The organism is Aureimonas sp. AU20 (assembly GCF_001442755.1).
Classification (GTDB): domain Bacteria; phylum Pseudomonadota; class Alphaproteobacteria; order Rhizobiales; family Rhizobiaceae; genus Aureimonas.
Map to the genome: position 1 here is coordinate 120069 of NZ_CP006369.1, position 21771 is coordinate 141839.

At 67.3% G+C, this 21771-nt stretch carries 22 protein-coding genes; 7 read left to right on the forward strand and 15 right to left on the reverse strand.

Annotated elements, in window-relative coordinates:
• Nucleotides 1–6: 6 nt before the first annotated feature.
• The 3 genes from M673_RS19590 to M673_RS19600 are packed head-to-tail and all read right to left on the reverse strand — an operon-like array spanning nucleotide 7 to nucleotide 3532.
• Nucleotides 7–1305 carry an HlyD family secretion protein gene (locus tag M673_RS19590; RefSeq protein ID WP_244493213.1) on the reverse strand — a complete coding sequence of 433 codons (1299 nt, stop codon included), beginning with the start codon at nucleotides 1303–1305 and terminating at the stop codon, nucleotides 7–9.
• 5 nt (nucleotides 1306–1310) lie between these two features.
• Nucleotides 1311–2972, reverse strand: coding sequence for an MFS transporter (locus M673_RS19595; protein ID WP_061978408.1), 1662 nt, complete (start codon nucleotides 2970–2972; stop codon nucleotides 1311–1313).
• Nucleotides 2969–3532, reverse strand: coding sequence for a TetR/AcrR family transcriptional regulator (locus M673_RS19600; protein WP_061978409.1), 564 nt, complete (start codon nucleotides 3530–3532; stop codon nucleotides 2969–2971). Before M673_RS19600 ends, M673_RS19595 begins: the two co-directional genes overlap by 4 nt.
• Nucleotides 3533–3836: 304 nt before the next feature.
• Between M673_RS19600 and M673_RS19605 the strand changes: the two genes are divergently transcribed.
• The gene (locus M673_RS19605; RefSeq protein ID WP_061978410.1) at nucleotides 3837–4724 is read left to right on the forward strand and encodes an NAD-dependent epimerase/dehydratase family protein; all 888 of its coding nucleotides are present in this window, start codon (nucleotides 3837–3839) and stop codon (nucleotides 4722–4724) included.
• Between the two features lie 44 nt (nucleotides 4725–4768).
• Here M673_RS19605 and M673_RS19610 read toward each other — a convergent pair whose 3' ends face one another.
• The gene (locus M673_RS19610; RefSeq protein WP_061978688.1) at nucleotides 4769–5134 is read right to left on the reverse strand and encodes a winged helix-turn-helix transcriptional regulator; all 366 of its coding nucleotides are present in this window, start codon (nucleotides 5132–5134) and stop codon (nucleotides 4769–4771) included.
• Nucleotides 5135–5190: 56 nt separating this feature from the next.
• On the opposite strand from M673_RS19610, the gene M673_RS19615 reads away from it, so the two are divergent.
• From M673_RS19615 to M673_RS19630, 4 genes are all read left to right on the forward strand, one after another.
• Nucleotides 5191–5514, forward strand: coding sequence for a hypothetical protein (locus tag M673_RS19615; protein WP_061978411.1), 324 nt, complete (start codon nucleotides 5191–5193; stop codon nucleotides 5512–5514).
• Complete coding sequence (locus tag M673_RS19620; RefSeq protein WP_061978412.1) at nucleotides 5514–6299, forward strand: SDR family oxidoreductase; 786 nt, start codon at nucleotides 5514–5516, stop codon at nucleotides 6297–6299. The genes M673_RS19615 and M673_RS19620 overlap by 1 nt, the downstream gene beginning before the upstream one ends.
• Nucleotides 6300–6326: 27 nt before the next feature.
• Nucleotides 6327–7310 carry an SDR family oxidoreductase gene (locus M673_RS19625; protein ID WP_061978413.1) on the forward strand — a complete coding sequence of 328 codons (984 nt, stop codon included), beginning with the start codon at nucleotides 6327–6329 and terminating at the stop codon, nucleotides 7308–7310.
• A gap of 154 nt (nucleotides 7311–7464) precedes the next feature.
• Nucleotides 7465–8916 (forward strand): sensor domain-containing diguanylate cyclase, encoded by a 1452-nt coding sequence (locus tag M673_RS19630; RefSeq protein WP_061978414.1) that lies wholly within the window; start codon nucleotides 7465–7467, stop codon nucleotides 8914–8916.
• A 99-nt stretch (nucleotides 8917–9015) separates the two neighbouring features.
• Here the strand turns inward: M673_RS19630 and M673_RS19635 are convergent, their stop codons facing one another.
• The 5 genes from M673_RS19635 to M673_RS19655 form a co-directional block, all read right to left on the reverse strand.
• Nucleotides 9016–9840, reverse strand: coding sequence for a serine hydrolase (locus M673_RS19635; protein ID WP_061978415.1), 825 nt, complete (start codon nucleotides 9838–9840; stop codon nucleotides 9016–9018).
• A gap of 58 nt (nucleotides 9841–9898) precedes the next feature.
• Nucleotides 9899–11026, reverse strand: coding sequence for a sugar ABC transporter substrate-binding protein (locus M673_RS19640; RefSeq protein ID WP_061978416.1), 1128 nt, complete (start codon nucleotides 11024–11026; stop codon nucleotides 9899–9901).
• A gap of 65 nt (nucleotides 11027–11091) precedes the next feature.
• The gene (locus M673_RS19645) at nucleotides 11092–12099 is read right to left on the reverse strand and encodes an ABC transporter permease (protein WP_061978417.1); all 1008 of its coding nucleotides are present in this window, start codon (nucleotides 12097–12099) and stop codon (nucleotides 11092–11094) included.
• Entirely contained in the window at nucleotides 12096–13619 is a 1524-nt protein-coding gene (locus M673_RS19650; protein ID WP_061978418.1) for a sugar ABC transporter ATP-binding protein, read from the reverse strand. Before M673_RS19650 ends, M673_RS19645 begins: the two co-directional genes overlap by 4 nt.
• On the reverse strand, nucleotides 13616–15097 hold the full coding sequence (locus M673_RS19655; RefSeq protein ID WP_061978419.1) for a M81 family metallopeptidase: 1482 nt from the start codon (nucleotides 15095–15097) through the stop codon (nucleotides 13616–13618). The genes M673_RS19650 and M673_RS19655 overlap by 4 nt, the downstream gene beginning before the upstream one ends.
• Before the next feature lie 106 nt (nucleotides 15098–15203).
• Between M673_RS19655 and M673_RS19660 the strand changes: the two genes are divergently transcribed.
• Nucleotides 15204–16154, forward strand: coding sequence for a LysR family transcriptional regulator (locus M673_RS19660; RefSeq protein ID WP_061978420.1), 951 nt, complete (start codon nucleotides 15204–15206; stop codon nucleotides 16152–16154).
• Between the two features lie 52 nt (nucleotides 16155–16206).
• Here M673_RS19660 and M673_RS19665 read toward each other — a convergent pair whose 3' ends face one another.
• The 4 genes from M673_RS19665 to M673_RS19680 all read right to left on the reverse strand — a co-directional run bounded on the left by M673_RS19665 (nucleotide 16207) and on the right by M673_RS19680 (nucleotide 19015).
• The gene (locus M673_RS19665; RefSeq protein WP_061978421.1) at nucleotides 16207–16638 is read right to left on the reverse strand and encodes a GNAT family acetyltransferase; all 432 of its coding nucleotides are present in this window, start codon (nucleotides 16636–16638) and stop codon (nucleotides 16207–16209) included.
• Nucleotides 16639–16864: 226 nt separating this feature from the next.
• Nucleotides 16865–17611, reverse strand: coding sequence for a BPL-N domain-containing protein (locus tag M673_RS19670; RefSeq protein WP_061978422.1), 747 nt, complete (start codon nucleotides 17609–17611; stop codon nucleotides 16865–16867).
• Between the two features lie 435 nt (nucleotides 17612–18046).
• Nucleotides 18047–18412, reverse strand: a complete 366-nt coding sequence (locus M673_RS19675) for a cupin domain-containing protein (RefSeq protein WP_202814325.1) — start codon at nucleotides 18410–18412, stop codon at nucleotides 18047–18049.
• A gap of 15 nt (nucleotides 18413–18427) precedes the next feature.
• On the reverse strand, nucleotides 18428–19015 hold the full coding sequence (locus tag M673_RS19680) for a LysE family translocator (RefSeq protein ID WP_061978424.1): 588 nt from the start codon (nucleotides 19013–19015) through the stop codon (nucleotides 18428–18430).
• A 99-nt stretch (nucleotides 19016–19114) separates the two neighbouring features.
• On the opposite strand from M673_RS19680, the gene M673_RS19685 reads away from it, so the two are divergent.
• Complete coding sequence (locus M673_RS19685) at nucleotides 19115–19984, forward strand: LysR family transcriptional regulator (RefSeq protein WP_061978425.1); 870 nt, start codon at nucleotides 19115–19117, stop codon at nucleotides 19982–19984.
• Nucleotides 19985–20077: 93 nt separating this feature from the next.
• Here M673_RS19685 and M673_RS19690 read toward each other — a convergent pair whose 3' ends face one another.
• The gene (locus tag M673_RS19690; protein WP_061978426.1) at nucleotides 20078–20914 is read right to left on the reverse strand and encodes an EamA family transporter; all 837 of its coding nucleotides are present in this window, start codon (nucleotides 20912–20914) and stop codon (nucleotides 20078–20080) included.
• Nucleotides 20911–21480 (reverse strand): TetR/AcrR family transcriptional regulator, encoded by a 570-nt coding sequence (locus M673_RS19695; protein WP_061978427.1) that lies wholly within the window; start codon nucleotides 21478–21480, stop codon nucleotides 20911–20913. The genes M673_RS19690 and M673_RS19695 overlap by 4 nt, the downstream gene beginning before the upstream one ends.
• Nucleotides 21481–21771 lie beyond the last annotated feature (291 nt).

The following is a 21771-nucleotide window of genomic DNA, read 5'->3' on the forward strand; positions in this document are numbered from 1 at the left end:
TTCAGATCACCGCTGCAGAAAGTCCGGTAGCAGGCGATGGAGAGCGCCTTGTTCGGCCGGCGCGGCGCTGGCGGTATCGACCTGCGTGACCACCGACATGCCGGGGCGCAGCTGCTCGATATCGGGCTGATCCGGATCGGGCGCGATGCGCACGGGAAGGCGTTGCACCACCTTGGTGAAATTGCCGCTGGCGTTGTCGGGACGAAGCACGCTGAACTCCGAGCCGGTGGCGGGCGATAGCTCGACCACCGTTCCCGTAAACCGCTGGCCGCCCAGGGCGTCGACCGCGAAGGAGGCGGGCTGACCGATCCGCACGTAATGAGTCTGCGTTTCCTTGTAGTTGGCCACGACCCACAGCGCCTCGGGCACCAGGAACATGAGCTGCGAGCCGGCGGAGACATATTGGCCCGGTCTGACGGAGGCTTCGCTGACCTGCCCGTCGCGCGGGGCGCGGATGACGGTGTTCGACAGGTTGATCCTGGCAAGGCCGATCCGGGCGTCGGCAACACGCACGCTGGCCTCCAGACTGCGCTTGTTGACCTGCGTGGAGCGCAGGGTCTGGCGGGCGATCTCGATGGCCGCCTTGGCGCGCAGGACGCCGGCCTCGGCCGAACGCAGATTGGCGACGACCTGGTCGGTCTCGGCCTGCGGCTTCAGTCCCTGATTGGTCAGGGTGTCGGCGCGCGCCGCATTGGCTTTTGCTCGGGCAAGCTCGGCTTCGGCCTGAAAGAGGTCGGCCTCGCGCGCCCCGATCTCGGCCTCGTTCTGCGCGACGGTCTGGTCGGCATTGGCGAGATTGGCCCGGGCCTGCTCGCGGGTGGCCTCGGCCTGTTCCAGTTCCTGGCGATAGATGCGCTCGTCGATCCGGATCAGCGCGTCGCCGGCCTTCACATGCTGGAAGTCGCGCACCAGGACCTCCGCGACATAGCCGTTCACCTGCGGCGCGAGCACGGTGATCTGCCCGCGCACGTAGCTGTTTTCCGTGGTGACGACCGGGCTGGCAAAGGGGCCGAGACGCCAGGCGTAGAAGATCAGCCCGACGCCGACGATGGCGACCAGCGTCATGGCCAGCACCGTGGAAAGCCTCGGTTTCAGCTTCTTCGGCGGGCCGTCGTCGGCGGGCGCCTGCGTGGGCGTGGCGGGCGGGGCGGAAGCGGCAGGCTGCCCAGCGCCGTCGCCCTTGCTCTCGCTGGGGGTGGCGTCCGTCGCCAGGGTGGCGGGGATCTCACCGGGCGCCTCGCGATCCTCCGGCGAGCGATTGTGATCCGCGAGGCGCTGGTCGCTTCCATTCTGCATCGTATCCATGAAGGTCAGACCGCTCCCTTGGCGGTGGCAATCGCGCCCGTAGCGGGCTTGGCCTTCCGGCTGAGGATCACCGTTCGAACGAGCGTCCAGGACAGAAAGGCGAGTGCGATAAGGGTGTTGAGCACCACGACGTCGTTGTAGGCGCGAACGTTGGCCTCGCGCGTCGCGCTCTGCGATAGGAGGGCCGTGCCCTGCGCGTTGCGGCGCACGGGGTCGGTGATCACCGGGGCATAGATCTGCGCCTGGAGGCGCAGGCGCTGGGCGACCACCGGATCGGTCGGATCGACATTGGCGGTCATCTGCGCGGAATATTCGTGCTGCCGGTACTGCTGGAACGTTCCGAAAATGGCGGGACCGAGCAGGCCGCCCAAACTCTGCGACACCGCGAACAGAACGACGAAGGTGACGATGAAGTCAGCCCCCTTGGCCAGCGCCGGCATGACGCCGAGGATCACCAGCGGGCCCATGAACATGCCGGCCGCGCAGGAGATCAGGAACTGGCTGAGGAACAGGTCGTGCGGCCGCGTCAGATTGGTCGCGTCCTGGTCCATCATGGAGCCCGCCATGATCAGGACCACCGACAGGATGATGAGAGGCACGAGACGCTTGGGACCGAACAGGACCGCCGCCGCGACCGCGCCGATCGCGGTTCCGGCCATGATGACGGCATAAAGCGGGCGGAACTGGTCCGGCCCCATACCGAGGGTCCGCAGAAGCCCGGTCGCCGCATAGGTTTGTTCCGAAAGGAGCAACCGGATTCCGAGCGCGCCGAGCGCGAAGCGAAGCGTCGCGGCCGCGCCCAGCCACCGCGTCTGGATCAGCGGGTTCTCCCGGTAATGCTCGATGAAGCCCGCAATGAGGATCAGGAGAAACGCCGCCGCCAACGCGAAGGCCATCCAAGGATGGTCCGGCCACCATTGGACGCGGCCTTGCGCCAGAACCGCGCCGATCAACGCCACGGCCGGGGTGAGAAGAAGGAACGTCAGGACGTCGAGCGGCTCGAAGACCTTGATGCGCAGCCCCGGCGGAAGCTTCAGGACCACCATCGCGGCCATGGAGCAGAGCGCCATGCCGAGTTCGAACACGTAGAGGCCGTGCCAGTCGCCGATGTCGAGAAGCGAGGGCGAGATCAGCCAGGCGAGCGGGACGGCGAGCTGCGAAAGCGCCAGGGCGATGCACAGGCCCGACCCCATCCGAGCCTTCGGAAAGGCCTGCAGGATGTAGTAGAGGCCCAGCGCGCTCATCGGGGCTGCGGCGAAGCCGCTGACGGCGCGCAGCAGGAGCGCGGTCGCGTAGTCGTCGGCGAAAAGGTGCAGGAGGGTCAGGAGGACGTAGGCGAAGATGCCGAGCTCGGCAAAGGCCCGGATGCCGAACTGCTGCCGCGCCTTGAAGAGGATCAGGTTCGACGTGACGTTGGTCATCACATAGGCCGCCGGCAACCAGGCGCCTTCCACCGGGGTGAGGCCGAGATGACCCTGGATCTGCGGCAGATTGGCCGAGATCAGCGCGTTGCCGAGGCCGCCGGTGATGCCGACGAGAACCCCGACGAACGCATAGGCGAGGCGCACCGGCGGGCGGTGGTAGGGCGTCGCGGGCGAGCCGGGCATCATCGGCCGCTCGTCCGCCGTCCAGTTCGGCGGGGTCTCCAGCAGGATGGGCTGTTTCATGACAGCTCGGGCCGTGCCCGCAGGCCGTCGATCAGGAAGGACAGGGCGCGGGCGGCCAGACGCGCGCGCTCCTCCGGCGTGCGGCCGCGAAGGGCGGCGCCCAGCATGCTGGTCTGCAGCGACACGTCTTCGATCGTCAGATCGGAACGGCAGACGTCGGCCTTTATCGCCCGCTCCAAATGAGGGCGGACGAGATCGAACAACCATTCGCGCGCCCGCACCGTCTCGGGCATTTCGGGATAGGCGGCGCGCCAATAGTCCGAAAGCGCCGTGTTGGTGCAGAGCGTCTCGGCGATGAACCGGAGAATGCTGAACAGGGCGTTCGGGTCCTCGCCGAGGCCGCCGATATGCTCCGCTGTCCGTTCCACCGCACGATCCAAGAGCGCGACCAGCAGCGCATGGCGATCGGGAAAGTTTCGATAAAGCGTCGCGCGGCCGACATCGGCCTGCTGCCGCACGAGATCGAGAGGCGCGTTCACCCCATGCTCGGCGAACACGATCTCGGCGGCGGCGAGAATGTCGGCCCGGTTCTGGGCGGCGTCGATGCGAAGCTTGGACATGCTCAGGAAATCGGACGCTTTTGTCCGTTTGTCAAGTGGACAAAAATGTCGACATAGACGGCAATGCGTTCGGAGGGTGTGGGGAGGGGCTAGACATCGACCACGCGAGGCCGGGGGGATGTCGCCGGCACGGCGCAGGAGCGGTACGGGAAGGCGAAGGACTTGGCGGGCGCGATGTTGGCCCTTCGAGTTGTCGAGGATCGAAGCCCAGCGTCTTTCTCCGACGGCATCCGCACGCTTCGCTCGAGAACCTGATACATCGAGACGGCCCGTCGCCGTCCGCACCAATCAAAGGGACTTCATCATGAGCAAGCGAATCGTCTTCACTGGCGGATCCGGCAAGGCCGGCCGCCACGCGGTGCGGTATCTCGTCGACCAGGGCCACGCCGTCCTCAATGTCGACCTCGCGCCGACCGACGTTCCCGGCGTCAACACGCTCTATGCCGACATCGCCGACAACGGGCAGATGTTCAACGCGCTCTCCACCCATTTCGGCTTCGAGGGCTACGAGACCGGACGCCTGCCGGCCGCGCCCGACGCGGTGGTGCATTTCGCGGCCGTGCCGCGCGTGCTTCTCAAGCCAGACAACGAGACCTTCCGCATCAACACGATCGGCACCTACAACGTCATCGAGGCGGCGGTGAAGCTCGGCGTGAGGAAGATCATCATCGCCTCGTCGGAAACGACCTACGGCGTTTGCTTCGCGGAAGGCGACAAGGACTTCCATTCCTTCCCGCTGGAGGAGGATTACGACAGCGATCCGATGGACAGCTACGGCCTGTCGAAGCTTCTCAACGAGAAGACGGCGCGCGCCTTCGCCATGCGCTCGGGCGCCGATATCTACGCGCTGCGGATCGGCAACGTGATCGAGCCGCACGAATACGGGCAGTTTCCCGGCTTCGTCGCCGACCCGATGTCGCGCAAGCGAAACGCCTGGAGCTATATCGACGCGCGCGATCTCGGCCAGATCGTCCATCGCTGCATCGAGACGGACGGCCTCGGCTTCCAGGTCTTCAACGCGACCAACGACACGATTACTGCGGACATGCCGACGACGGAGTTTCTGGCCAAGCACTGCCCCAATGTGCCCGTGACGCGCGAGATGGGCCCGAACGAGGCGCCGCTCTCCAACCGCAAGATCCGGGAGGTATTGGGCTTCCGGGAAGAGCACGACTGGCGCAAATACGTTTGAGCCGGCCACCAGGCAGGGCGTGTCCGCTTTGCCCTGGTGATGCTCTAGGGCTTGGCTTCGGTCCAAGTCAGAAGCGCGTCCAGGGCCGGGCAAAGCGATTGGCCCCATTCGGTCAGCCCGTACTCGACCTTGGGCGGCACCTGATGGTGCACGAGACGGGTGACGATGCCATCCGCCTCCATCTGCCGGAGCTGCTGGATGAGCATTTTCTGCGAGACGGCGGGGATCGCCCGTTCGAGATCCGAGAAGCGCAGAAGCCTGCCGCCGAAGAGGTGAAACAGGATCACCAGCTTCCAGCGCCCCTCCAGCATGCCGAACGCCGCCTCGATGCCGGCGGCCGCCGTCATCGCGGTATGCGCTACGGGCTTACTTTCGGGTAAGTGCCCGACTTTTTCGTGCGTACTTGTCATATCTACGGGATAGGACGACTTCACGGGCATGACAACCAAGAAACTTTGGTGACGACATGCCGCTTCTTCCCGAACCCATTGCGCTCTACTTCTCGCTGCCGACGGACGCCACCGTCGCCGATCTCGCCCGCGTCTTCGCCGGGGATGCCAAAGTGCGGGACGAGACGAGAGCCTACGGGGGCCTCGATGCGATCCGCGCGTGGCGCATCGACACGATGGCACGCACTCCCTTCACGGCGCGTCCGCTCTCCGTCGAGACGAAGGACGGCATTGTGATCGTGCCGGCGGAGGTCACGGGCGCCTTTCCCGGCAGCCCCCTTGTTCTCGACCACCGCTTCACCCTGAACAGCGACCGTATCGCCGCCTTGGAGATCGCGTGATGAGCGGGCCTTGGATCGATCTCGCTGGCCTTCGCGCGGTGGTGACGGGCGGCACCAAGGGGGTCGGTGGCGCCGTGGTGACCGCGCTCGCCTCCGCAGGCGCCGCCGTCGCGACGGCGGCGCGCTCGGTGCCGGAGGGCCTGCCCGAGACCGTGCGCTTCAAGGCCGCCGATCTCACGTCGGCGGAGGGATGCGCCGAGTTCGCGCGCTTCGCCCTGTCCGAGTTCGGCGGGGTCGACATTCTCGTCAACGTCCTGGGCGGGTCGAGCGCGCCGGGCGGCGGCTATGCGGCGCTGGACGACGACATCTGGGCGAGCGAGATCAACCGCAATCTCATGACGGCGGTCCGGCTCGACCGGGCCTTTCTGCCGGGAATGACGCAGCGCGGCTCGGGGGTCGTGATCCACGTGACCTCCATCCAGCGCGAGCTGCCGCTGCCGGAATCGACGATCGCCTATGCGGCGGCGAAAGGGGCGCTCGCCACCTACAGCAAGGCGCTGTCGAAGGAGGTCGCGCCGAAGGGCGTTCGCGTTGTGCGCGTTTCGCCGGGCTGGGTCGAGACGGAGGCCGCCATGCGGCTGGCGGAGCGTCTCGCCGAACAGGGGGGCACGGACTACGAAGGTGGCAAGCGCATCATCATGGCGGGCCTCGGCGGCATTCCGCTCGGCCGCCCCGCCAAGCCGCAGGAGGTCGCCGACCTGATCGCCTTCCTCGTCTCGCCGAGGGCCGCCTCCATCACCGGCACGGAATATGTCATCGACGGCGGAACCGTGCCGACGGTTTAAGGTCTCGTGGTCGAGAAAGGAGATCCCATGAGCACAGTTCTTGTCACCGGCGGCAGCGGCTTCCTGGGTGGCCACTGCATTCTTCAACTGCTTCGCGAGGGACATGGCGTTCGCGCCACGCTCCGCGATCTCGGCACGCAAGCGTCGTTGAGAGCGGTTCTGGAGGCCAATGGCGCGGCTGCCGACGCGCCGCTGTCCTTTGCGGCGGCCGACCTTATGAGCGACGCGAGGTGGGAGGCGGCCGTCGAGGGTTGCGACAAGGTCCTGCACGTCGCCTCGCCCTTTCCGGCACGCCAGCCGGAGGATGAGAACGAGCTGATCGCACCCGCGCGCGACGGCCGCCTGCGGGTGCTCAGGGCCGCCCGCGAGGCCGACGTCAAGCGCGTCGTCCTGACCTCGTCCTTCGCCGCGATCGGCTACGGCCGGAGGCATCCGGGCCGCGCCTATGACGAGACGGACTGGACCGAGGAAGACGCGCCCAACGCCCCCTATATCCGCTCCAAGACCATCGCCGAGCGGGCTGCCTGGGACTTCGTCGCCCGCGAGGGCGGGGGTCTGGAACTGACCGTGGTCAACCCGACCGGCATTTTCGGCCCCGCCCTCAGCGCCGACCTTTCCGCCTCCCTCGGCTTGGTGAAGGCGATCCTCGAAGGCGAAACGCCCGCGCCGCCGGCCATGAGCTTCGGCGTGGTGGACGTACGCGACGTCGCGGATCTCCAACTGCGGGCGATGACCGGCACCGAGGCGGCCGGCGAACGGTTCATCGCCGTTGCGGGACCCGCGATATCGCTTCGCGACGTGGCGCAGATCCTTCGCGAGGAGTTCGGCGAGAAGGCGAACCGTGTCGCCGCATCTCTTCTCGAACCCAGCCAGCCCTCGAGCGACCCCGCAGAGCGCCGCGACGCCAGCGGCGCCAAGGCCCGGCGGGTTCTCGGCTGGTCGCCGCGCTCCGCGCGCGAGGCGATCGTGGCCAGTGCCGAAAGCCTTCTGCGCCTCGGTCTCGTCGTTTGAACCGTCCGCCTCGAATGATGCAGGGGGCGGCGAGCCGACGTTTTGCGCCGTTTATCGTGATGGCCGAAATCACCCGGCCTTAAAGATTCTAAGTTAGGCATCCGGCATGGGCAAGCCTACCGGTCCCATGGCCCCTGTCGGTTGAGGACAACGCATGCCCGACACCCAGCGCGAGGCTCTTCGCCAGAAGGCTCTGGCCGAGATCGCCTTGCTGGATACCCCGCCCGAAGCGGAGTTCGATACGCTGGCCCAGCTCGCGCAGCAGGTGCTGGGGACGAGCATGTCGTCCGTCACACTGATCGATCCCGAGCGTCAATGGTTCAAGGCGCGCTGCGGCCCGCTGGCGCCATGGACCGAGCGTGGCCCGGCTCTGTGCACGGTGGTGTTCGAGACCGAGGCGCCCCTCATGGTTGCCGATGCGAGCCTCGATCCGCGCTTCGCCGCCAGCCCCTTCGTGGCGGGCGAGCCCCATATCCGCTTCTACGCCGGCGTGCCGGTGCGCGTTCGCCTCGTGAACGGCGACCGGGTGACGATCGGAACGCTCTGCGTTCTCGACGACAAGCCGCGCGAGCCGAAGGCCAGCGACCTCGACATCCTCAACAAGCTCGCTTGTCTGGCGGAAGCCCTCGTCGATGCGCGCGCCGTGGCCCTGCGAGCAGCCGAGGCGGCCGAACAGCGCCGTTTGGCGGTGGAGCGACTGGAGCGCGAGCGACGCCAGTTCAAGCAGGCCGAGCGTATGGCCGACATGGGGTCGTATCGCTACGACATCGCCCAGAACACGACGGTCTGGTCTGATGGCGTCTTCGCGATCCACGAGCTCCCCGTCAGCGGCGGCGTGCCGAACGGCGAGCTTCTGAACTTTTTCCCGGAGCCCGATCGCACACGCTTTCTCGATGCGGTGTTGCGCACGCTGGATACGGGCGAGCCCTTCGAGATGGACACGGACTATGTGACGGCCAAGGGCAACGGGCGCCGCGTGCGCGTTTCCTGCGAGATCGAGTTGTCGAAGGGCAGTCCCAACGCCCTTATCGGACTGGTCCAGGACATCACGGATCGGCACAGGCTGGAGGAGCGTCTTCGACACCAGGCGCGCACCGACGATCTGACACAGCTTCCCAACCGGGCGGAGTTCAACCGCGTGCTGGACAAGCGCCTTCACGACGCGCGCGCGCAGGGCCAGGAACTGGCGGTGCTCCTGATCGACCTCGACGGGTTCAAGGGCGTCAACGACGCGCTGGGGCATGCGGCGGGCGACGACGTGCTGCGCCGTGTGGCCGATCGGCTTCTCAGGCTTGGCCAAGACGGGTGCTTCCCGGCACGCCTGGGCGGCGACGAGTTCGCGGTCATCGTGCCGGTCGAGCTCGGCCGCTCCGGGCTGGTGTCGATGGTCGAGACGCTTCTGAGGGATTTGCGCTTCGACGGCGGCGAACCCGGATATACCGCGAAAGTTGCGGGAACGGTCGGGATCGCGTGGTCCGCGAGCGCGGACGGTGATCGCGAGATCCTGCTGCGCCAGGCCGATGCCGCGCTCTACGCGGCCAAGCGAAGCCGCAAGGGAACGTCGCAGACCTACGGAGACGATGGAGCCGGCCGCCACGCGGGGTAATCCTGTGCAAGGTCCGCTTGTCGGCAGGTCGTATTGGGGCTTGCACAGCCCCCAATGGATCGATGGCGGCTGGAAAAGTCGGCCCGCTGGTCTCGCTTCCTATCCCGCGAATCGAGCGAGAAGCGCGGCGCCGACCTCGCCGAGCCGGCGGGCTCCGGGGTTTTCCGGAGCGAAGGAGAGGTCTTCGATGTCGTCCAGAAACGCGGCGGCCACGATGCGGCGGTCCGGCAGGGTGAAGATCGCGACGTCGCCGCGAAAGCCGGGGAAGAAGCCCGTCTTGTTGGCGACCCAGAGATCCTGGCTGGCGCCGAGATCCTTCGCGTAGGGGTTGAAGGAGAGGTAGCGCGGCAGGAGATCGACATGGAGCTGGCAGCTCAGAATGTCGAGCGCGACGGCCGAGGCGGCCTCGTCGAACAGCGCTCCGCTGGCGATGCGTTCCAGCGCGAGGGCGAAGTCGCGCGTGGTGCCGACCGAAAGTCTCGTGATGTCGCCGTCGATCGCCTCGAAGTCGATGCGGTTGATCAGCCGCGTGTGCGCGCAGCCGAGCTCGGTGGCGGTCCGGTTGATCCGCTCCAGGCCGAGAAGGTCGATCAGCATGTTGGTCGCGGTGTTGTCGCTGAGCGCCATCATCAGGACGGCGGCGTCGCGCAGCGTCATGTCGAGCCCAGCCGACAGGGCCTTCAGGATGCCGGAGCCGCCGACCTGCTGCGCTGCGTCCACCGCGATCCGGTCGCCCAGCGCGAGGTCTCCTGCGCTCACCCGGCGCAGAAGCTCGATCAGGATGAAGAGCTTGATGCAGCTCGCCGTGCCCATCACGCGGTCCGCATCGGCCTCGATCGTGCGCCCGGTCGACAGGTCCTTCGCGAACAGCGAAAGCCGCCCGCAGGTCTCGTCGCCCAGCCCGTTCGTCTCCAGCCGTTCCATCCCGCTTCCCTCCTGTTGGGAGCGGCGCGGCCTTGATCGCCGCGCCGCTCCAAAAGCCTCAGAGCCCTTCGACGTTCTTGAACTTCTGAAGAACGCCCGTGTCCTTCAGATAGGCGTTTTCCGGCACAAGCGGTGGCAGGAGGATGACCTTGCCGTTCGCGTCGTAATATTTGTCGACCGTCTGCTTCGAAAGAACGATCTGGGGCGACTTGGTGAGAGCCGGCGGGGTCACGCCCTGCGTGATCGCGACGCCCATCGCCATGATGTACTGGCCCCAGTCCGACATGAAGATCGAGCCTTCGCCGACCCAGTTCGCGTTGGTGCGAAGCTCCTTCAGAGCCGCGACCGATCCGCCGAGACCCGCGATCAACGCCTTGTCGGCGCGCCCGGATTCGGTGACGGCGCGCCACGCGCCGATGGCCGAGTCGTCGTTCACCGCGAAGAGGAGGATGTGCCGGTCCTGCGGCACGGTCTGCAGCACGTTCTTGACCGCCGCGTAGGTGTCTTCCAGCGTGCCCTTGCCGTCCACCTGAATGCCGGTCTTGCCCATGGTCGTGGTCTTGGCGGTGATCTCGGCGGGCTCGACCTTGTCGAGACCCATCATCTCGGCCGCGGTCGTGTAGAAATAGCGCACGCAGTCGTTCACCTCGACGCCGGCGAAAGCGGCCTGGGCGACGATGACGGTGGTGTCGGCGCCGGTCCAGCCCTTGGCCTTGGCGGCCTCCACCACGATCTTCGCCGCGTCCTGGCCGAGTTCCTTGTTGACGAGGTTGAACCAGTGGCCGCCCGGCACGGGAATGTTGACGGCGATGAAGGGAATGCCGGCCTGGTCGAAGGTGCGCTTGAGCGAGGCGCCGATGCCTTCGACGCCGGTATATTCGATGATGACGTTCGGCTTTTCCTGCACCATCAGCCGGGCGTTGTTGCTGGTGGTCGGGCCGTCGGCCTTGTTGTTGTAGCGCGACAGCTTGATGCCGGCGACATCGGCGGCCTTGGCGAGGCCATCGCCCAGCTGCTTGAAGAGCTCGCCCTGCTCCTGGATGTTGGCGAAGGAGAAGTGGAGGTCCTTCGGGGCGTCCTCAGCCGAGGCCGAGGAAAGCGGCAGCGCGGCGAGAAGGCCGGCGGCAGCCACGCCGCGCAGGAGCCGGCGGCGGTCGAGAGGGGCTTTGCGGAACCAGAAGGACATGCGCTTCTCCAGTGGGTCGGGGTTGAGGACGAAGAGGTCGGGGGGCCGGTCGCCGCCCGTGACGGTCAGCCGGCGCGCTGCGACAGGCTCTCGCGCAGCCGCGCGAAGCCGACGCCCAGAAGCAGGATCGCGCCGGTCGCAATCTGCTGGTAGAAGGCCGGCACCTGCATCAGCACCATGCCGTTGGCGATCGTGCCGAGGATGAGGACGCCGATCAGCGTTCCGCCGATCCCGCCGATCCCGCCCGTCAGCGAGGCGCCGCCCAGAACCACGGCCGCGATGGAGGAGAGGGCGGCGTCCGAGCCGACCGTGGCCGAGCCCGCCAGAAGCTGGCTGGCGATGACGATGCCGGCGAAGGCCGAGAGCGCGGCGCAGATCATGTAGACCGCGACCGTCACAGCATCGACGCGGATGCCGGCGAGATGGCTGGCCTCGCGGTTGCCGCCGACGGAATAGAGCATCCGCCCGAACAGCGTGAAGCGCAGGAGCACCGCCATGGCGCCGGCCAGAACCGCGAAGGCCAGGAGATAGTAGGAGACGCCGTTGAAGGCGAAGTCGGCGAGCCAGCCGTCGGCCGCGTCGGCGAGCGGAATGGTGACGCCGTCCGATACGGTGAAGGCGAGGCCGGACGTGATCGAGAGCGTTCCGAGCGTCGCGATCAGCGGGTTGATCTTCAGCTTGGTGATCACCAACCCGTTGAACAGGCCGACGCTGGCCCCGGCGGCGAGCACCAGGGCTGAGGACAAGGGAAAGCCGTAGCCCGCGTTGGAGAAGAGGGCGAAGAGAACCGCGCCGAGCGGCATGGTGCCGCCCACCGACAGGTCGAAGCCGCCCGAGATGATCGTCAGCGCCTGTCCCAGCGCCACGATGCCGATCACCGCGACATTGGTCAGGATGTTGAGGGCGTTGGAATAGGTGAAGAAATTGCCGCTGGCGATCGAGAAGAAGACGAGAACCAGGATGTAGAAGAAGCCGATCCCCAGCGTCTGCACGAGGCGGCGGACCGCCTTGGCGCGATTGGCTTCGAAGCCCGACGGCGGGGCGGTGGCGGACATGATCGGGGTGTCGTTCATGAGGGGTCGAGGTCCTGTCCTGCCGCGAGCGCCACGGCCGCGCCCTGCGTCTTGCCCGCGCCGGTCAGCGTGCCAACGATCCGCCCTTCGCGCATGACGAGCAGCCGGTCGCTGATGGCCACCGCTTCCTCCAGATCGGAGGTGACGAGGAGCGTCGCGCAGCCGCGCGAGGCGTTTTCCGAAAGAAAATGATGGATCTGAACGCGCGCGCCGACATCGACGCCGCGCGTCGGCTCGTGCAGCACGAGCACGTCGGGGTCGGCCGCCATGCGCGAGGCCAGAAGCACCTTCTGCTGGTTGCCGCCGCTGAGCTCGCCCACGGGCTGCTCGATGCTGCGGCAGCGCACGTCGAAGCGCTTGGCGACGTCCCCCGCCGCGCGCCGCTCCGCCCTCTGCCGCAGGAAACCGAAGCGCGACAGGCGCTTCAGCACCATGGCCGAGAGATTGTTGCGGATGGCGTGGCCCAGCACGAGCCCGTTGCGCTTGCGCTCGGCGGGGAGATAGGCGACGCCCGCCCGCCTCGCTTCGAGGGGCGAGCGGAAGGGAGGCCGGGCGATCCCGTTCAAGACGAGTTCGCCCGACATCTCCGGTCGCAGGCCGCCGAGCCCTTCGGCCAGAAGATCGGTGCCCGAGCCGCGCAAGCCGTAGAGACCGACGATCTCCTGGTGGCCGATCTCCAGCGAAACGCCGTGGAGTGCCACCGTGCCGCCATGGCGCCAGTCGGCAAGACGCAGAACCGGCTCGCCTCGCGCGGCGTCAGCCCCGCCGCGATGAACGGCCTCGCCGGCGGCCTGCCCCAGCATGTCGGCGATGAGTTCGCCCGGCGTCGTCTCGCTCGGTCGGCGCACGGCCACCACCGAGCCGTTGCGCAGCACCGCGACGCGGTGGCTGAAGCCGAAGACCTCGTCCATCCGGTGCGAGATGTAGATGATGCCGACGCCTTCGGCGTTGAGCCGCCCGAGAATGGCGAAGAGCGCCCGGCTTTCCGCTTCGCTCAATGCCGCCGTCGGCTCGTCCAGCACGATGAGCCGCGCGCGGCGCGTCAGCGCCTTGGCGATTTCTGCGATCTGACGGTCGGCGAGCTTGAGGTCGCCCATGCGGCGCGAGAGGTCGCCGAGGTCGATGCCGTAGCGCCGGCACTCTTCCTCGGCCCGCCTAATGCTGGCGGCGCGGCGCGTCATCCCGGCGCGGGCGGGCCATTGGTTGAGAAGGATGTTCTCCGCCACGCTCATGTCGGGCAGATAGGCCAGCTCCTGCGGAATGAAGGCGATGCCCTTGGCGAGCGCGGCGCGCGGCGCGGAAAAGCTGACGCGCTCTCCGTCCAGAAGGATCTCGCCCTCGTCCGGCTGCGCCACACCCGTCAGGATGCGCGAGAAGGTCGACTTTCCCGCCCCGTTCTCGCCGATCAGCGCGATGGACTCGCCCCGGTCGAGCTGGAGATCGACTCCCGACAGGACGCGGTGCGCGCCATAGCTCTTGGCGATGCCGCGCAGCTGCAGAAGCGGCGCGCCCTCGCTCATGCCGCCCCCTGCCGGATCGGGTCGATGGCGAACGGATTGTCGACGATCGGCCAAAGCGGGCGCGCGGCGCTCGGCAGGTGGAGCGAGGCGAAGTCCGGCGATGCGCTGCCTTCGACGCCGACATAGACGACGCGATCGGCCTCCGGCGCGAAGCCGGCGTTGAAGTGCTGCGCGGATTTGACGAACACCGTGTCGTAATCGCGCAGCGCCACGCCGAACTGCGTATAGGCATCGGGGTGGAAGGTCTGCGTGCGCAGTGCGTTGAGGACGAGATGCAGGCCGTCCGCCTCCAGAAGCACCGTGTCGCCCATGGCCTGCTTGCCATTGCCGAAGGTCTGGAAAGCGTCCCGCCGAAGCGCGAGAACGCGCACATGCAGATCCACGGGATCGCCCGACATGGGGCTGGTCTTGCCGCCGACGCGTAGCGACAGCCGCGCGCCTTCGCCCGCGTCCATGCAGATGCGCACGGCGACCGGGTCCCAGTAGCAGCCGGTCAGGCAGCGCCGCGCGCCCGCGTTCACCAAAGCGCGCAGAAGGAACGTGGAGTCGCTCGCCGATCCCGCTCCCGCGTTGTCGGAGACATCGGCCAGCACCGTCAGCCCGTCGGGCGGCGAGAGGGCCATTTGCACGGCCTCGTCCAGGCCCAGCAGCCGTTCGGTGGTCCGATCGCGAAGGGTCCAGATTTCCTCGGCCAGATGGCTGGCGGTGCGCCGCGCCAGATGCGCGTCGCCATCCGTCACCGCGATGATCTTCGCGCCGACCTCGGGCACATCCGCCCAGGGAAAGCCATGCACGAAGGAGAGGGAGAGAACGCCGTCCTTCCCTTCCGCCGCGCTCATCCGATCCACGAAGCCGCGCACCGGCTCCTGCGGCGTGCGCCAGACGCCGAGCATGCGGCAGTCGGCCACCGCGACGACGGGCCGGGTCCGCCCCGCGCGCGCGTCGTGGCACAGCTGAAACAGATCGCGGGCCCGGTCGTCCACGTCGATATGGGGATATTCCTTGTAGGCGAGAACGACGTTGGCGGCACTCACCATGCGGTCCGTCAGGTGGCAATGGAGGTCGAGCTCGACACCGACGATGGCCTCCGGCCCGAGGCGCTCCCGGATCGCGCGCAGCAGCTCGCCCTCGCAGTCGGGCTCCTCGTCGGCCACCATCGCCCCGTGCAGCTGAAGCAGCGCCATGTCGACCGGACCCGCCGCGTCGAGATCGGCGAGAATGCGGTCGCGCAGCTCTTCCCAGACGTCCTGGCGGGTCGGGCCGGCGGGCTGGGCGAAGGCCGACAGGCTCTCCACGACCTCGTAGCCTTCGGCCTCGCCGAGCCCGCGCCATTCGCGCATCGGGCCGGCGAACCAGTGCCGGGAGGTGCGGGATGCGTCCGAGAGGAGGTAGAGATCGTCTTCGAAGGCGGACCGGCCCGTGGGAATGGGAGAGAATGTGTTCGTCTCGGTTCCGAGAGCGGCGATGAAGAGTTTCATCTGAGATCCATGCCGTTGAGCCATCCCATTCGAATGCCTCTTCGATACGCATCTTTCTGGCTGCACTGCCATTGATCAATGACACCGATAGACCTTATCGTTGCACATGATGCAACGGAACGCGAACCCTTTAACCCTTCTGGACGAGCGGCGCCTACGCGTCGTTTACGAGGTCGTGGCCTGCGACGGGGTGCGCTCGGCGGCGGAGCGGCTGGAGATGGACGCCTCCGTCGTCAGCCGTCACATCGCTCAACTCGAGCGTCAGCTCGGTGTCTCCCTGTTCGACCGGGTGGGGCGGCAGATGCGCCCGACCGAGGCGGGGCGCATGCTCTTCAGCTTCGTGCGCGAGCGGCATATCCACAGCCACGACTTTCTGGCCAAGCTCGGCGACCTTCGGGACCTGCGCTCGGGCTCGGTCGCCATCGCGACGGGCGAGGGGTTTCTGGTCGATCTCCTGCGCCAGCCCGTCGCCGCCTTCCTGCGCCAGCACCCCGAGGTCGTGCTGCGCATCGAGGCCATGACCGTGGACGCCATGGTGCAGGGCGTGGCGAGCGACGAGTTCGAGATCGCCATCGCCCACAATTCGCAGCCCCATCCCGCGCTGCGCGCTGTTCACACGCGGCCTCTGCCCATCGAGTTGATCGTGCGGGCCGACCATCCCCTGGTGAGGGGCCGCACGGCCCTCTCTGTGCCCGACCTTCTGGAGTTTCCGCTGGCGCTCCTGAAAACCGGCTTCGGCCTTCAGAAGGCGGTGGAGGTCGTGGAGTTCATCGAGCGCGTTCGCTTCGCGCCGCAGGTCGTCACCAACTCGCTCGCCGGTCTTCGCGCCTTCGTGCTGGCGGGCCTCGGCGCCACCTTCATGCCGGCCCTCGTGATGCAGGACGAGATCCGCTCAGGCGAAGTTCTGGCCCTGCCGATCCAGAGCGAGATCATGAGCGGAGCCGAGATGCATCTCCTGGTCCGCAAAAGCCGCAAGCTCTCCCCCGCCGCCTCGCAGGCCCTGGTCCACCTCACGCGGTATCTTTCGCGCGTCCCGCCCAATGCCGCCGAGGTATGAGGCGGTGGGGCTTAAACCGATCGAGACGCGATGATCGCGCTTTACCCGACTGTCAGGGGGTGTCGACGAGCCATTTCGCCATGACGGTTCGCGGCGCGACCTCGAAGCCCAGATGCTCGTAGAAGGAGACGACCTTCGTGTTTGTCTCCCGCACCAGAAGTTGCACCTTCACGACGCCGCGCTCGCGAAGCCAGGCCTCGCCGGCCTCGACCATCTGACGACCGAAGCCCTGCCCCTGAGCCGTTGGATCGGCGGCGACGTAGTAAAGCCAGCCGCGATGGCCGTCATGACCGACCATGACGCTGGCGACGACATGTCCCGCTTCGTCCTGGCCCACCAGCACGTCCGATGCCGCGCCCGCCAAGGCGAAACGGAAGTCCGTAGCAGGGTCGTTGTAGCTCGCAACCAGGCCGCACTCCCGCCAGAGTTCGGCGACGCGGGGCTCGTCATCGGTGCTGGCGTTGCGAATGATCAGTGGAAGCATGCTGTCTCAACCGGAATGAACGGGATGGGAAGCGTCAAAGGCGCCTCTGGCATATATAAGCCACTTCGACAGAAGTCGCACGAGCGCACGCCAAGGCCGCAGCGGGCGCGCATAAGCGCCGCCGCTTGATGTCGATCATCGTGGGGATGAGGCAGCGTTGGCTTTGACCCCATCGCCTCGCGTCAGGATCGGCGCGTGGGCCGACTGGCGCCGCCTGTTCCGTCGCTTATCCGCCGAGCTGCGTGAAGAGTGAGCGCAGAAGATCGTCGCCCGGCATCTTGGCGAGGGGAATGCCGTTCTCCTCGAACCAGCTCTCGTCCGCTTCGGGATGGGGGCCGCTGAGCACCACGACGCCACGGCGGAACGTGTAGCGCGCCGCCGCGATGTCGCCGTTCTCGTAGGTCGCGATCGTTCGGAAGCCCGGATCGTCCCTAGCCTTCGGCAGATAGGCCCCGTCTTGAAAGAAGACGGTCTGCGTTTGTCCGTTCCAGCGCGTCGAGACCGCCGTGCTTTCGATCGTGTCCACGGGGAAGCCGGGGCGTCCGACCTCGGAATCGAGCTCCTGCTCGATGAGGCCGAGCCCGTAGCCGCTGGCGAGATAGGCGCCCATGCAAAGGCCGAGATAGCGCCCGCCGCCAGCAACATAGGTCCGGATCGCCTCGACGCGCGCATCGCCGAAGCTCGCGAAAGCTGCCGGAATGTCCTGTCCGCCGCCCGGCTGGACATAGACATCGTAGCGTCGCAGCGTCTCCGGCGTGATGTCGATCGCCTCCGCAGGGCCGACGAAGTCGACGCGGTATTGGGAGCCGAGGCTTTGGATCGCTTCCCCGGCCGTTTCGGAGCAGCCCTCGCAGCCCGCCGGGCCGCGATAGACCGCCACCCGCACCACGCCCGCCTTCGCGTCACTCGCGAAGGGGGCGAGCGTCCCGGCGAGCACCAGCGCGAAGGCGATGGAAAGGGGAAAGCCGCGCATGGACTGAACCTTCTTGCGGTCGGGTGTGGTTTCGCGTGCTGATCGTCGGCGGCCGTTGCCCAATGGGCTCCTCGTGACCGATCACCGGCCCGTGTGGCAGAGGCATGCGAGCGACGAGCACTCGCAGCGCGGCCGCAATGGGCGATCACGACCCTTGTCGATCAGGATGGACACGCCAAGGCCCATCATGGCGACGAGTATGCATGTGATGGTAAAGTGTCTTGCGAGCATCGCCGCCCCCGTTCAAAGGGCAATCTCGCTCCTTTTTGTCCAGAAAAGGTGTGGGTTCGGTGAAGGTTTCGTGGAGGCGCGCCCGCACCGCCGCATCCATGGCGGCCGGATCAGGATGGTGGGCTTGCCCCTTCGTTCGCCAGCGGGCTCGGCAAGACCGCGAACCGCACCGCCGCGTCCGCGAAGCTCTTCCGTCGGGCCACCTCACGCCAATTGCTGTTCGATCGTCTTCGTCAGCGGCGTGTCGACATCGCCGGTGTGCTTCGTCGTGACGGTCTCGATCAGCACGATCCAGCATTCCTCGTCGGCGACGGGGTTGTGCAGGACGCCCTTGGGTACGACGCAGAACTCGCCGGGCTCGAGCACGCGCTCCGCGCCGCCCTCGAACTCAATCCGCAGGCGGCCGCGCACCACGAGAAAGAGTTCGTCCTCCTCGTCGTGCCTGTGCCAAGCCAGCTCGCCCAGCACCTTGGCGAGTTTGACATACTGGTCGTTGACCCGGCCGACCACTTTGGGCGACCAATGCTGCGTGACGGCGTCGAAGGCAGCGATCAGGTTGATCGGGTCCATCGGGTCCTCCATTCGTTATAGCCAGACGGGGACAATGGAGAGGGCCAAGAGCAGGCCGAGCAGCCTGTTGAGCCTTCGCCAGTGCCGATCGCCGCGCATGGCCCGCGCCAGAACGAGACCCGCCGCGCACCACAGCGCGAGCGAGGCGAGGGCAAGAAGGCCGAAGACGGCGGCCAGAAGTGCGCCGAGCTGCACCGGGCCGGAGGCAACAGCCACGAAGGAGGCCGCCGCTCCCGTCGTCATCGCCCAGCCCTTCGGATTGTGCCAGAGCATCCAGACGCCTGCGAGAAAGCCGCTCGGCCGCGCATTCCCGTCCAGGCGCGGGGCGCCCCGCCGCGCGGTCTGCCACGCCAGCCAGAGCAGATAGGCCGAGCCCGAAGCCTTCATGGCGAGGGCGAGCGAGGGCAGTGCGAGAAGGAGCCCGGCCAGGCCGAACCCGGCCAGCGCCGCCATCGAAGCGAGACCCGCCGCGATGCCCGCGATGAGGGGAAGGGAGGGACGGAAGCCGAAATTAGCGCCCGAGATGGTGGCAAGGGTCGTCGCTCCACCCGGACTGATGGTCGAGACGAGGGCGAAGAGGACGAGGGGCGCCATTGTATTCATCGAGACTGCTCCAGCAGAACCTGCCACCCCACTATCGGCGGGTCGCGATGCAGCAAAGCTAATCTTGCTAAAGACCGACATTAGCATCATTAATGACGCATGGCCCGAAACCTCGACATCGCTCTTCTCAGAACCTTCGCGACCGTGGCGGACCAGCGCAGCATGACGCGCGCGAGCGAGCGCCTGCATCTCACGCAAGGGGCGATCAGCCAGCAGATCGCGCGGCTCGAAGGGATGGTGGGCGACGCCCTGTTGCTGCGCGATCCGCGCGGCCTGCGCCTGACGCCCGCCGGCGAGCGCCTCCTGCGGCGCGTGCGTCCGCTGATCGCCGCCAACGACGAAATCTGGTCGGAGATCGAGGGCGGCGTCGCCTCCGGCCCGGTGCGGCTTGGCTTGCCCTTCGATCTCGTCGGCCCCTGCTTCGCCAGTGCTCTGAAGGACTATTGCGAAGCCTTTCCGCGCATCGACCTTTCGCTCACCTGCGCATCCTCGCCCGATCTTCTCGACCTGATCGGGGAGGGACGCATCGACATCGCGGTGGTCGAGGAGGAGGCCGGGTCGGCCAGCGGTGAGACGCTGGCGATCGACCGCCTCGTCTGGGTCTCGGCACGGGCGGGCCAGGCGCCGCTTCGCAGCCCAATGCCGATCTCGCTGGTGGCCGAGACCTGCGTGTTCCGGCCCGCCGTCCTGGCGGCGCTGGCGCAGGCGGAACGCGCCAGCCGGATGGTGTTCGAGAACGGCGGGCTCGACGCGACGCGAACGATGGTCCGCATGGACATGGCCGTGTCGGCCTGGCTCGCCACCACCGTTCCAGCCGATCTCGACATCGTCGCGCCGGACGCCGGCCTGCCTCCGCTGCCGAGCTACGCCATCACCCTGCACCGGGCCGACAGCGCGCGGGGCGCGGCGTTCGACGAACTCGTGCGCACCCTTCGCGAGGCCATGGCGAGGCCGCGCTTGGCGGCGTGACGAACGCTTGCGAAAGCGCGCTTCCGGAGGTGGAAAGGGTGCAAACGGGACGGTCCGCTGCCTGACTGCAACAAACCGAAGTGAACCGCCTCGTCACCCTCGAAGGCCGATGCAGACGGCGCCAAGCGCGACGGCAAGGCAGGAGGCAAGCCGACGCATCGTCAGTCTTTCGCCCAGGAAAGCCGCGCCGATCAGAGCCGCGAACACGACGCTCGTCTCGCGAAGAGCCGTGACCGGCCCGGTGGGGCCCAACGAAAAGGCTGTCACCACCAGGACATAGGCGACCAGCGAGACCACGCCGCCGCCGGCGGCCCTCCAGGTCTCCACTGAGCGAGGGTCGATCCGAAGCGGCCCACGCGTGAGCCGGAAGGCGAGGGGCAGAAGGGCGCCGTAAAAGAGGCAGATCCAGGCGGCGTAGCCGATCGGGTCGCCGGCATGGCGCACGCCCAGCGCATCGACGGTCGCGTAAGCGGCAACGAGTGCGCCAGTCGCCAGCGCCCAGAGGAGCGGTCTCCCGGCGACCTGCCCGCGCCCGACGACCAGACCCAGAATGCCACAGGCGATCAGCGCAATCCCCAGAACGCTGGTCGGCGACAAGACCTCGTCCGCAAGCATGAAGGCGCCGATCGTCGCCAGAACGGGCACGGTGCCGCGAACGATCGGGTAGACCTGGCCAAGATCGCCGTGGCGATAGGCGGCCACGAGGAACAGGCTGTAGCCGGTCTGCAAGAGCGAGGAGAGCAGGAGAAACGGCCAGGCGTCGGCGGGCGGCAAGGGCAGGAGCAAGGCGAAGGGCAGCGCCACGGGAACCATCGTCAGGCTCATCACCGTGACGACCCAGAAGCGGTCGGCGCCCGAGCGCAGGAAGGCGTTCCACGAGGCATGGGCGAACGCGGCCGAGAGAGCGAGGCCGATGACGAGCGGGCTCACGAGCGGATGCCCGCCCGGGCAAGAAGCGCCTGCGTGCCATCCCGCAGCCCGCGGATCGCCTCCTCGGCCCGGCTCGTCTGCGCCTTGAGCGTGGCGCCCTCGAACAGCATGGCGAGCACCGCTGCGGTTCGCGTCGCCTGCGCCTCGTCGGTTTCCGGCAGCAGAAGCGCGCGCAGCCGCATCTCGAACGCCTCCTTCTGGGCAGCGGCCGCCTGGAAGATGGGATGGCCGGGATCGCCGTACTCGGCCAGCGCATGGGCGAAGGCGCAGCCATGGAAGTCCGGCCGGGCGAACCATTGCTCGTACCAGCTCACGATCGTTTCGATCCGAGCGGCGGCGCTCGGCGCCATGTCGGCCAGACGGTCGAGCTGCCTTTCGAAGCGCTCGGCGCGAAAGCGCAGGACAGCGCAGATCAACTCGTCCTTGGCTCGGAAGTGGCGGTACATCGTCATCTTCGCCACGCCCGCGTCCGCGATGATCCGGTCGATGCCGACCGCATGGTAGCCATCCGCCCGAAACAGGCGATAGGCGGTTTCCACGATCTGCTGCCGCTTGTCGGACATCATCGGCTCGCTTGCCACTGTAGGTGAGACAGGTCTGTATCACTTGCGGGCTAGATCGGCAATCCGAACGATCGTGCATCCGCTTTCGGGAAAGCTCGGCCGACCTCTTCGAGGTCGGAGGCATCATGGCCTGCAAAGCAGTTGGGGACGGTCTTCGCCAGCCCACCAGCGTCATCAACTGGCTCTGGAGACACCAACAGACCGGACGGAGGACTGCACCCGACCAACTTCCCAAACCATCGGACTGCCGCTCGTAACAGAGGAGCCCTCCACGGAGAACACCGCGTCTGTGAT

Bases quoted from the DNA above. Each gene is read 5' to 3' on its own strand.
- M673_RS19590 (WP_244493213.1), bottom strand. From the start codon at position 1,305: ATGGATACGATGCAGAATGGAAGCGACCAGCGCCTCGCGGATCACAAT.
- M673_RS19595 (WP_061978408.1), bottom strand. From the start codon at position 2,972: ATGAAACAGCCCATCCTGCTGGAGACCCCGCCGAACTGGACGGCGGAC.
- M673_RS19600 (WP_061978409.1), bottom strand. From the start codon at position 3,532: ATGTCCAAGCTTCGCATCGACGCCGCCCAGAACCGGGCCGACATTCTC.
- M673_RS19605 (WP_061978410.1), top strand. From the start codon at position 3,837: ATGAGCAAGCGAATCGTCTTCACTGGCGGATCCGGCAAGGCCGGCCGC.
- M673_RS19610 (WP_061978688.1), bottom strand. From the start codon at position 5,134: ATGACAAGTACGCACGAAAAAGTCGGGCACTTACCCGAAAGTAAGCCC.
- M673_RS19615 (WP_061978411.1), top strand. From the start codon at position 5,191: ATGCCGCTTCTTCCCGAACCCATTGCGCTCTACTTCTCGCTGCCGACG.
- M673_RS19620 (WP_061978412.1), top strand. From the start codon at position 5,514: ATGAGCGGGCCTTGGATCGATCTCGCTGGCCTTCGCGCGGTGGTGACG.
- M673_RS19625 (WP_061978413.1), top strand. From the start codon at position 6,327: ATGAGCACAGTTCTTGTCACCGGCGGCAGCGGCTTCCTGGGTGGCCAC.
- M673_RS19630 (WP_061978414.1), top strand. From the start codon at position 7,465: ATGCCCGACACCCAGCGCGAGGCTCTTCGCCAGAAGGCTCTGGCCGAG.
- M673_RS19635 (WP_061978415.1), bottom strand. From the start codon at position 9,840: ATGGAACGGCTGGAGACGAACGGGCTGGGCGACGAGACCTGCGGGCGG.
- M673_RS19640 (WP_061978416.1), bottom strand. From the start codon at position 11,026: ATGTCCTTCTGGTTCCGCAAAGCCCCTCTCGACCGCCGCCGGCTCCTG.
- M673_RS19645 (WP_061978417.1), bottom strand. From the start codon at position 12,099: ATGAACGACACCCCGATCATGTCCGCCACCGCCCCGCCGTCGGGCTTC.
- M673_RS19650 (WP_061978418.1), bottom strand. From the start codon at position 13,619: ATGAGCGAGGGCGCGCCGCTTCTGCAGCTGCGCGGCATCGCCAAGAGC.
- M673_RS19655 (WP_061978419.1), bottom strand. From the start codon at position 15,097: ATGAAACTCTTCATCGCCGCTCTCGGAACCGAGACGAACACATTCTCT.
- M673_RS19660 (WP_061978420.1), top strand. From the start codon at position 15,204: ATGATGCAACGGAACGCGAACCCTTTAACCCTTCTGGACGAGCGGCGC.
- M673_RS19665 (WP_061978421.1), bottom strand. From the start codon at position 16,638: ATGCTTCCACTGATCATTCGCAACGCCAGCACCGATGACGAGCCCCGC.
- M673_RS19670 (WP_061978422.1), bottom strand. From the start codon at position 17,611: ATGCGCGGCTTTCCCCTTTCCATCGCCTTCGCGCTGGTGCTCGCCGGG.
- M673_RS19675 (WP_202814325.1), bottom strand. From the start codon at position 18,412: ATGGACCCGATCAACCTGATCGCTGCCTTCGACGCCGTCACGCAGCAT.
- M673_RS19680 (WP_061978424.1), bottom strand. From the start codon at position 19,015: ATGAATACAATGGCGCCCCTCGTCCTCTTCGCCCTCGTCTCGACCATC.
- M673_RS19685 (WP_061978425.1), top strand. From the start codon at position 19,115: ATGGCCCGAAACCTCGACATCGCTCTTCTCAGAACCTTCGCGACCGTG.
- M673_RS19695 (WP_061978427.1), bottom strand. From the start codon at position 21,480: ATGATGTCCGACAAGCGGCAGCAGATCGTGGAAACCGCCTATCGCCTG.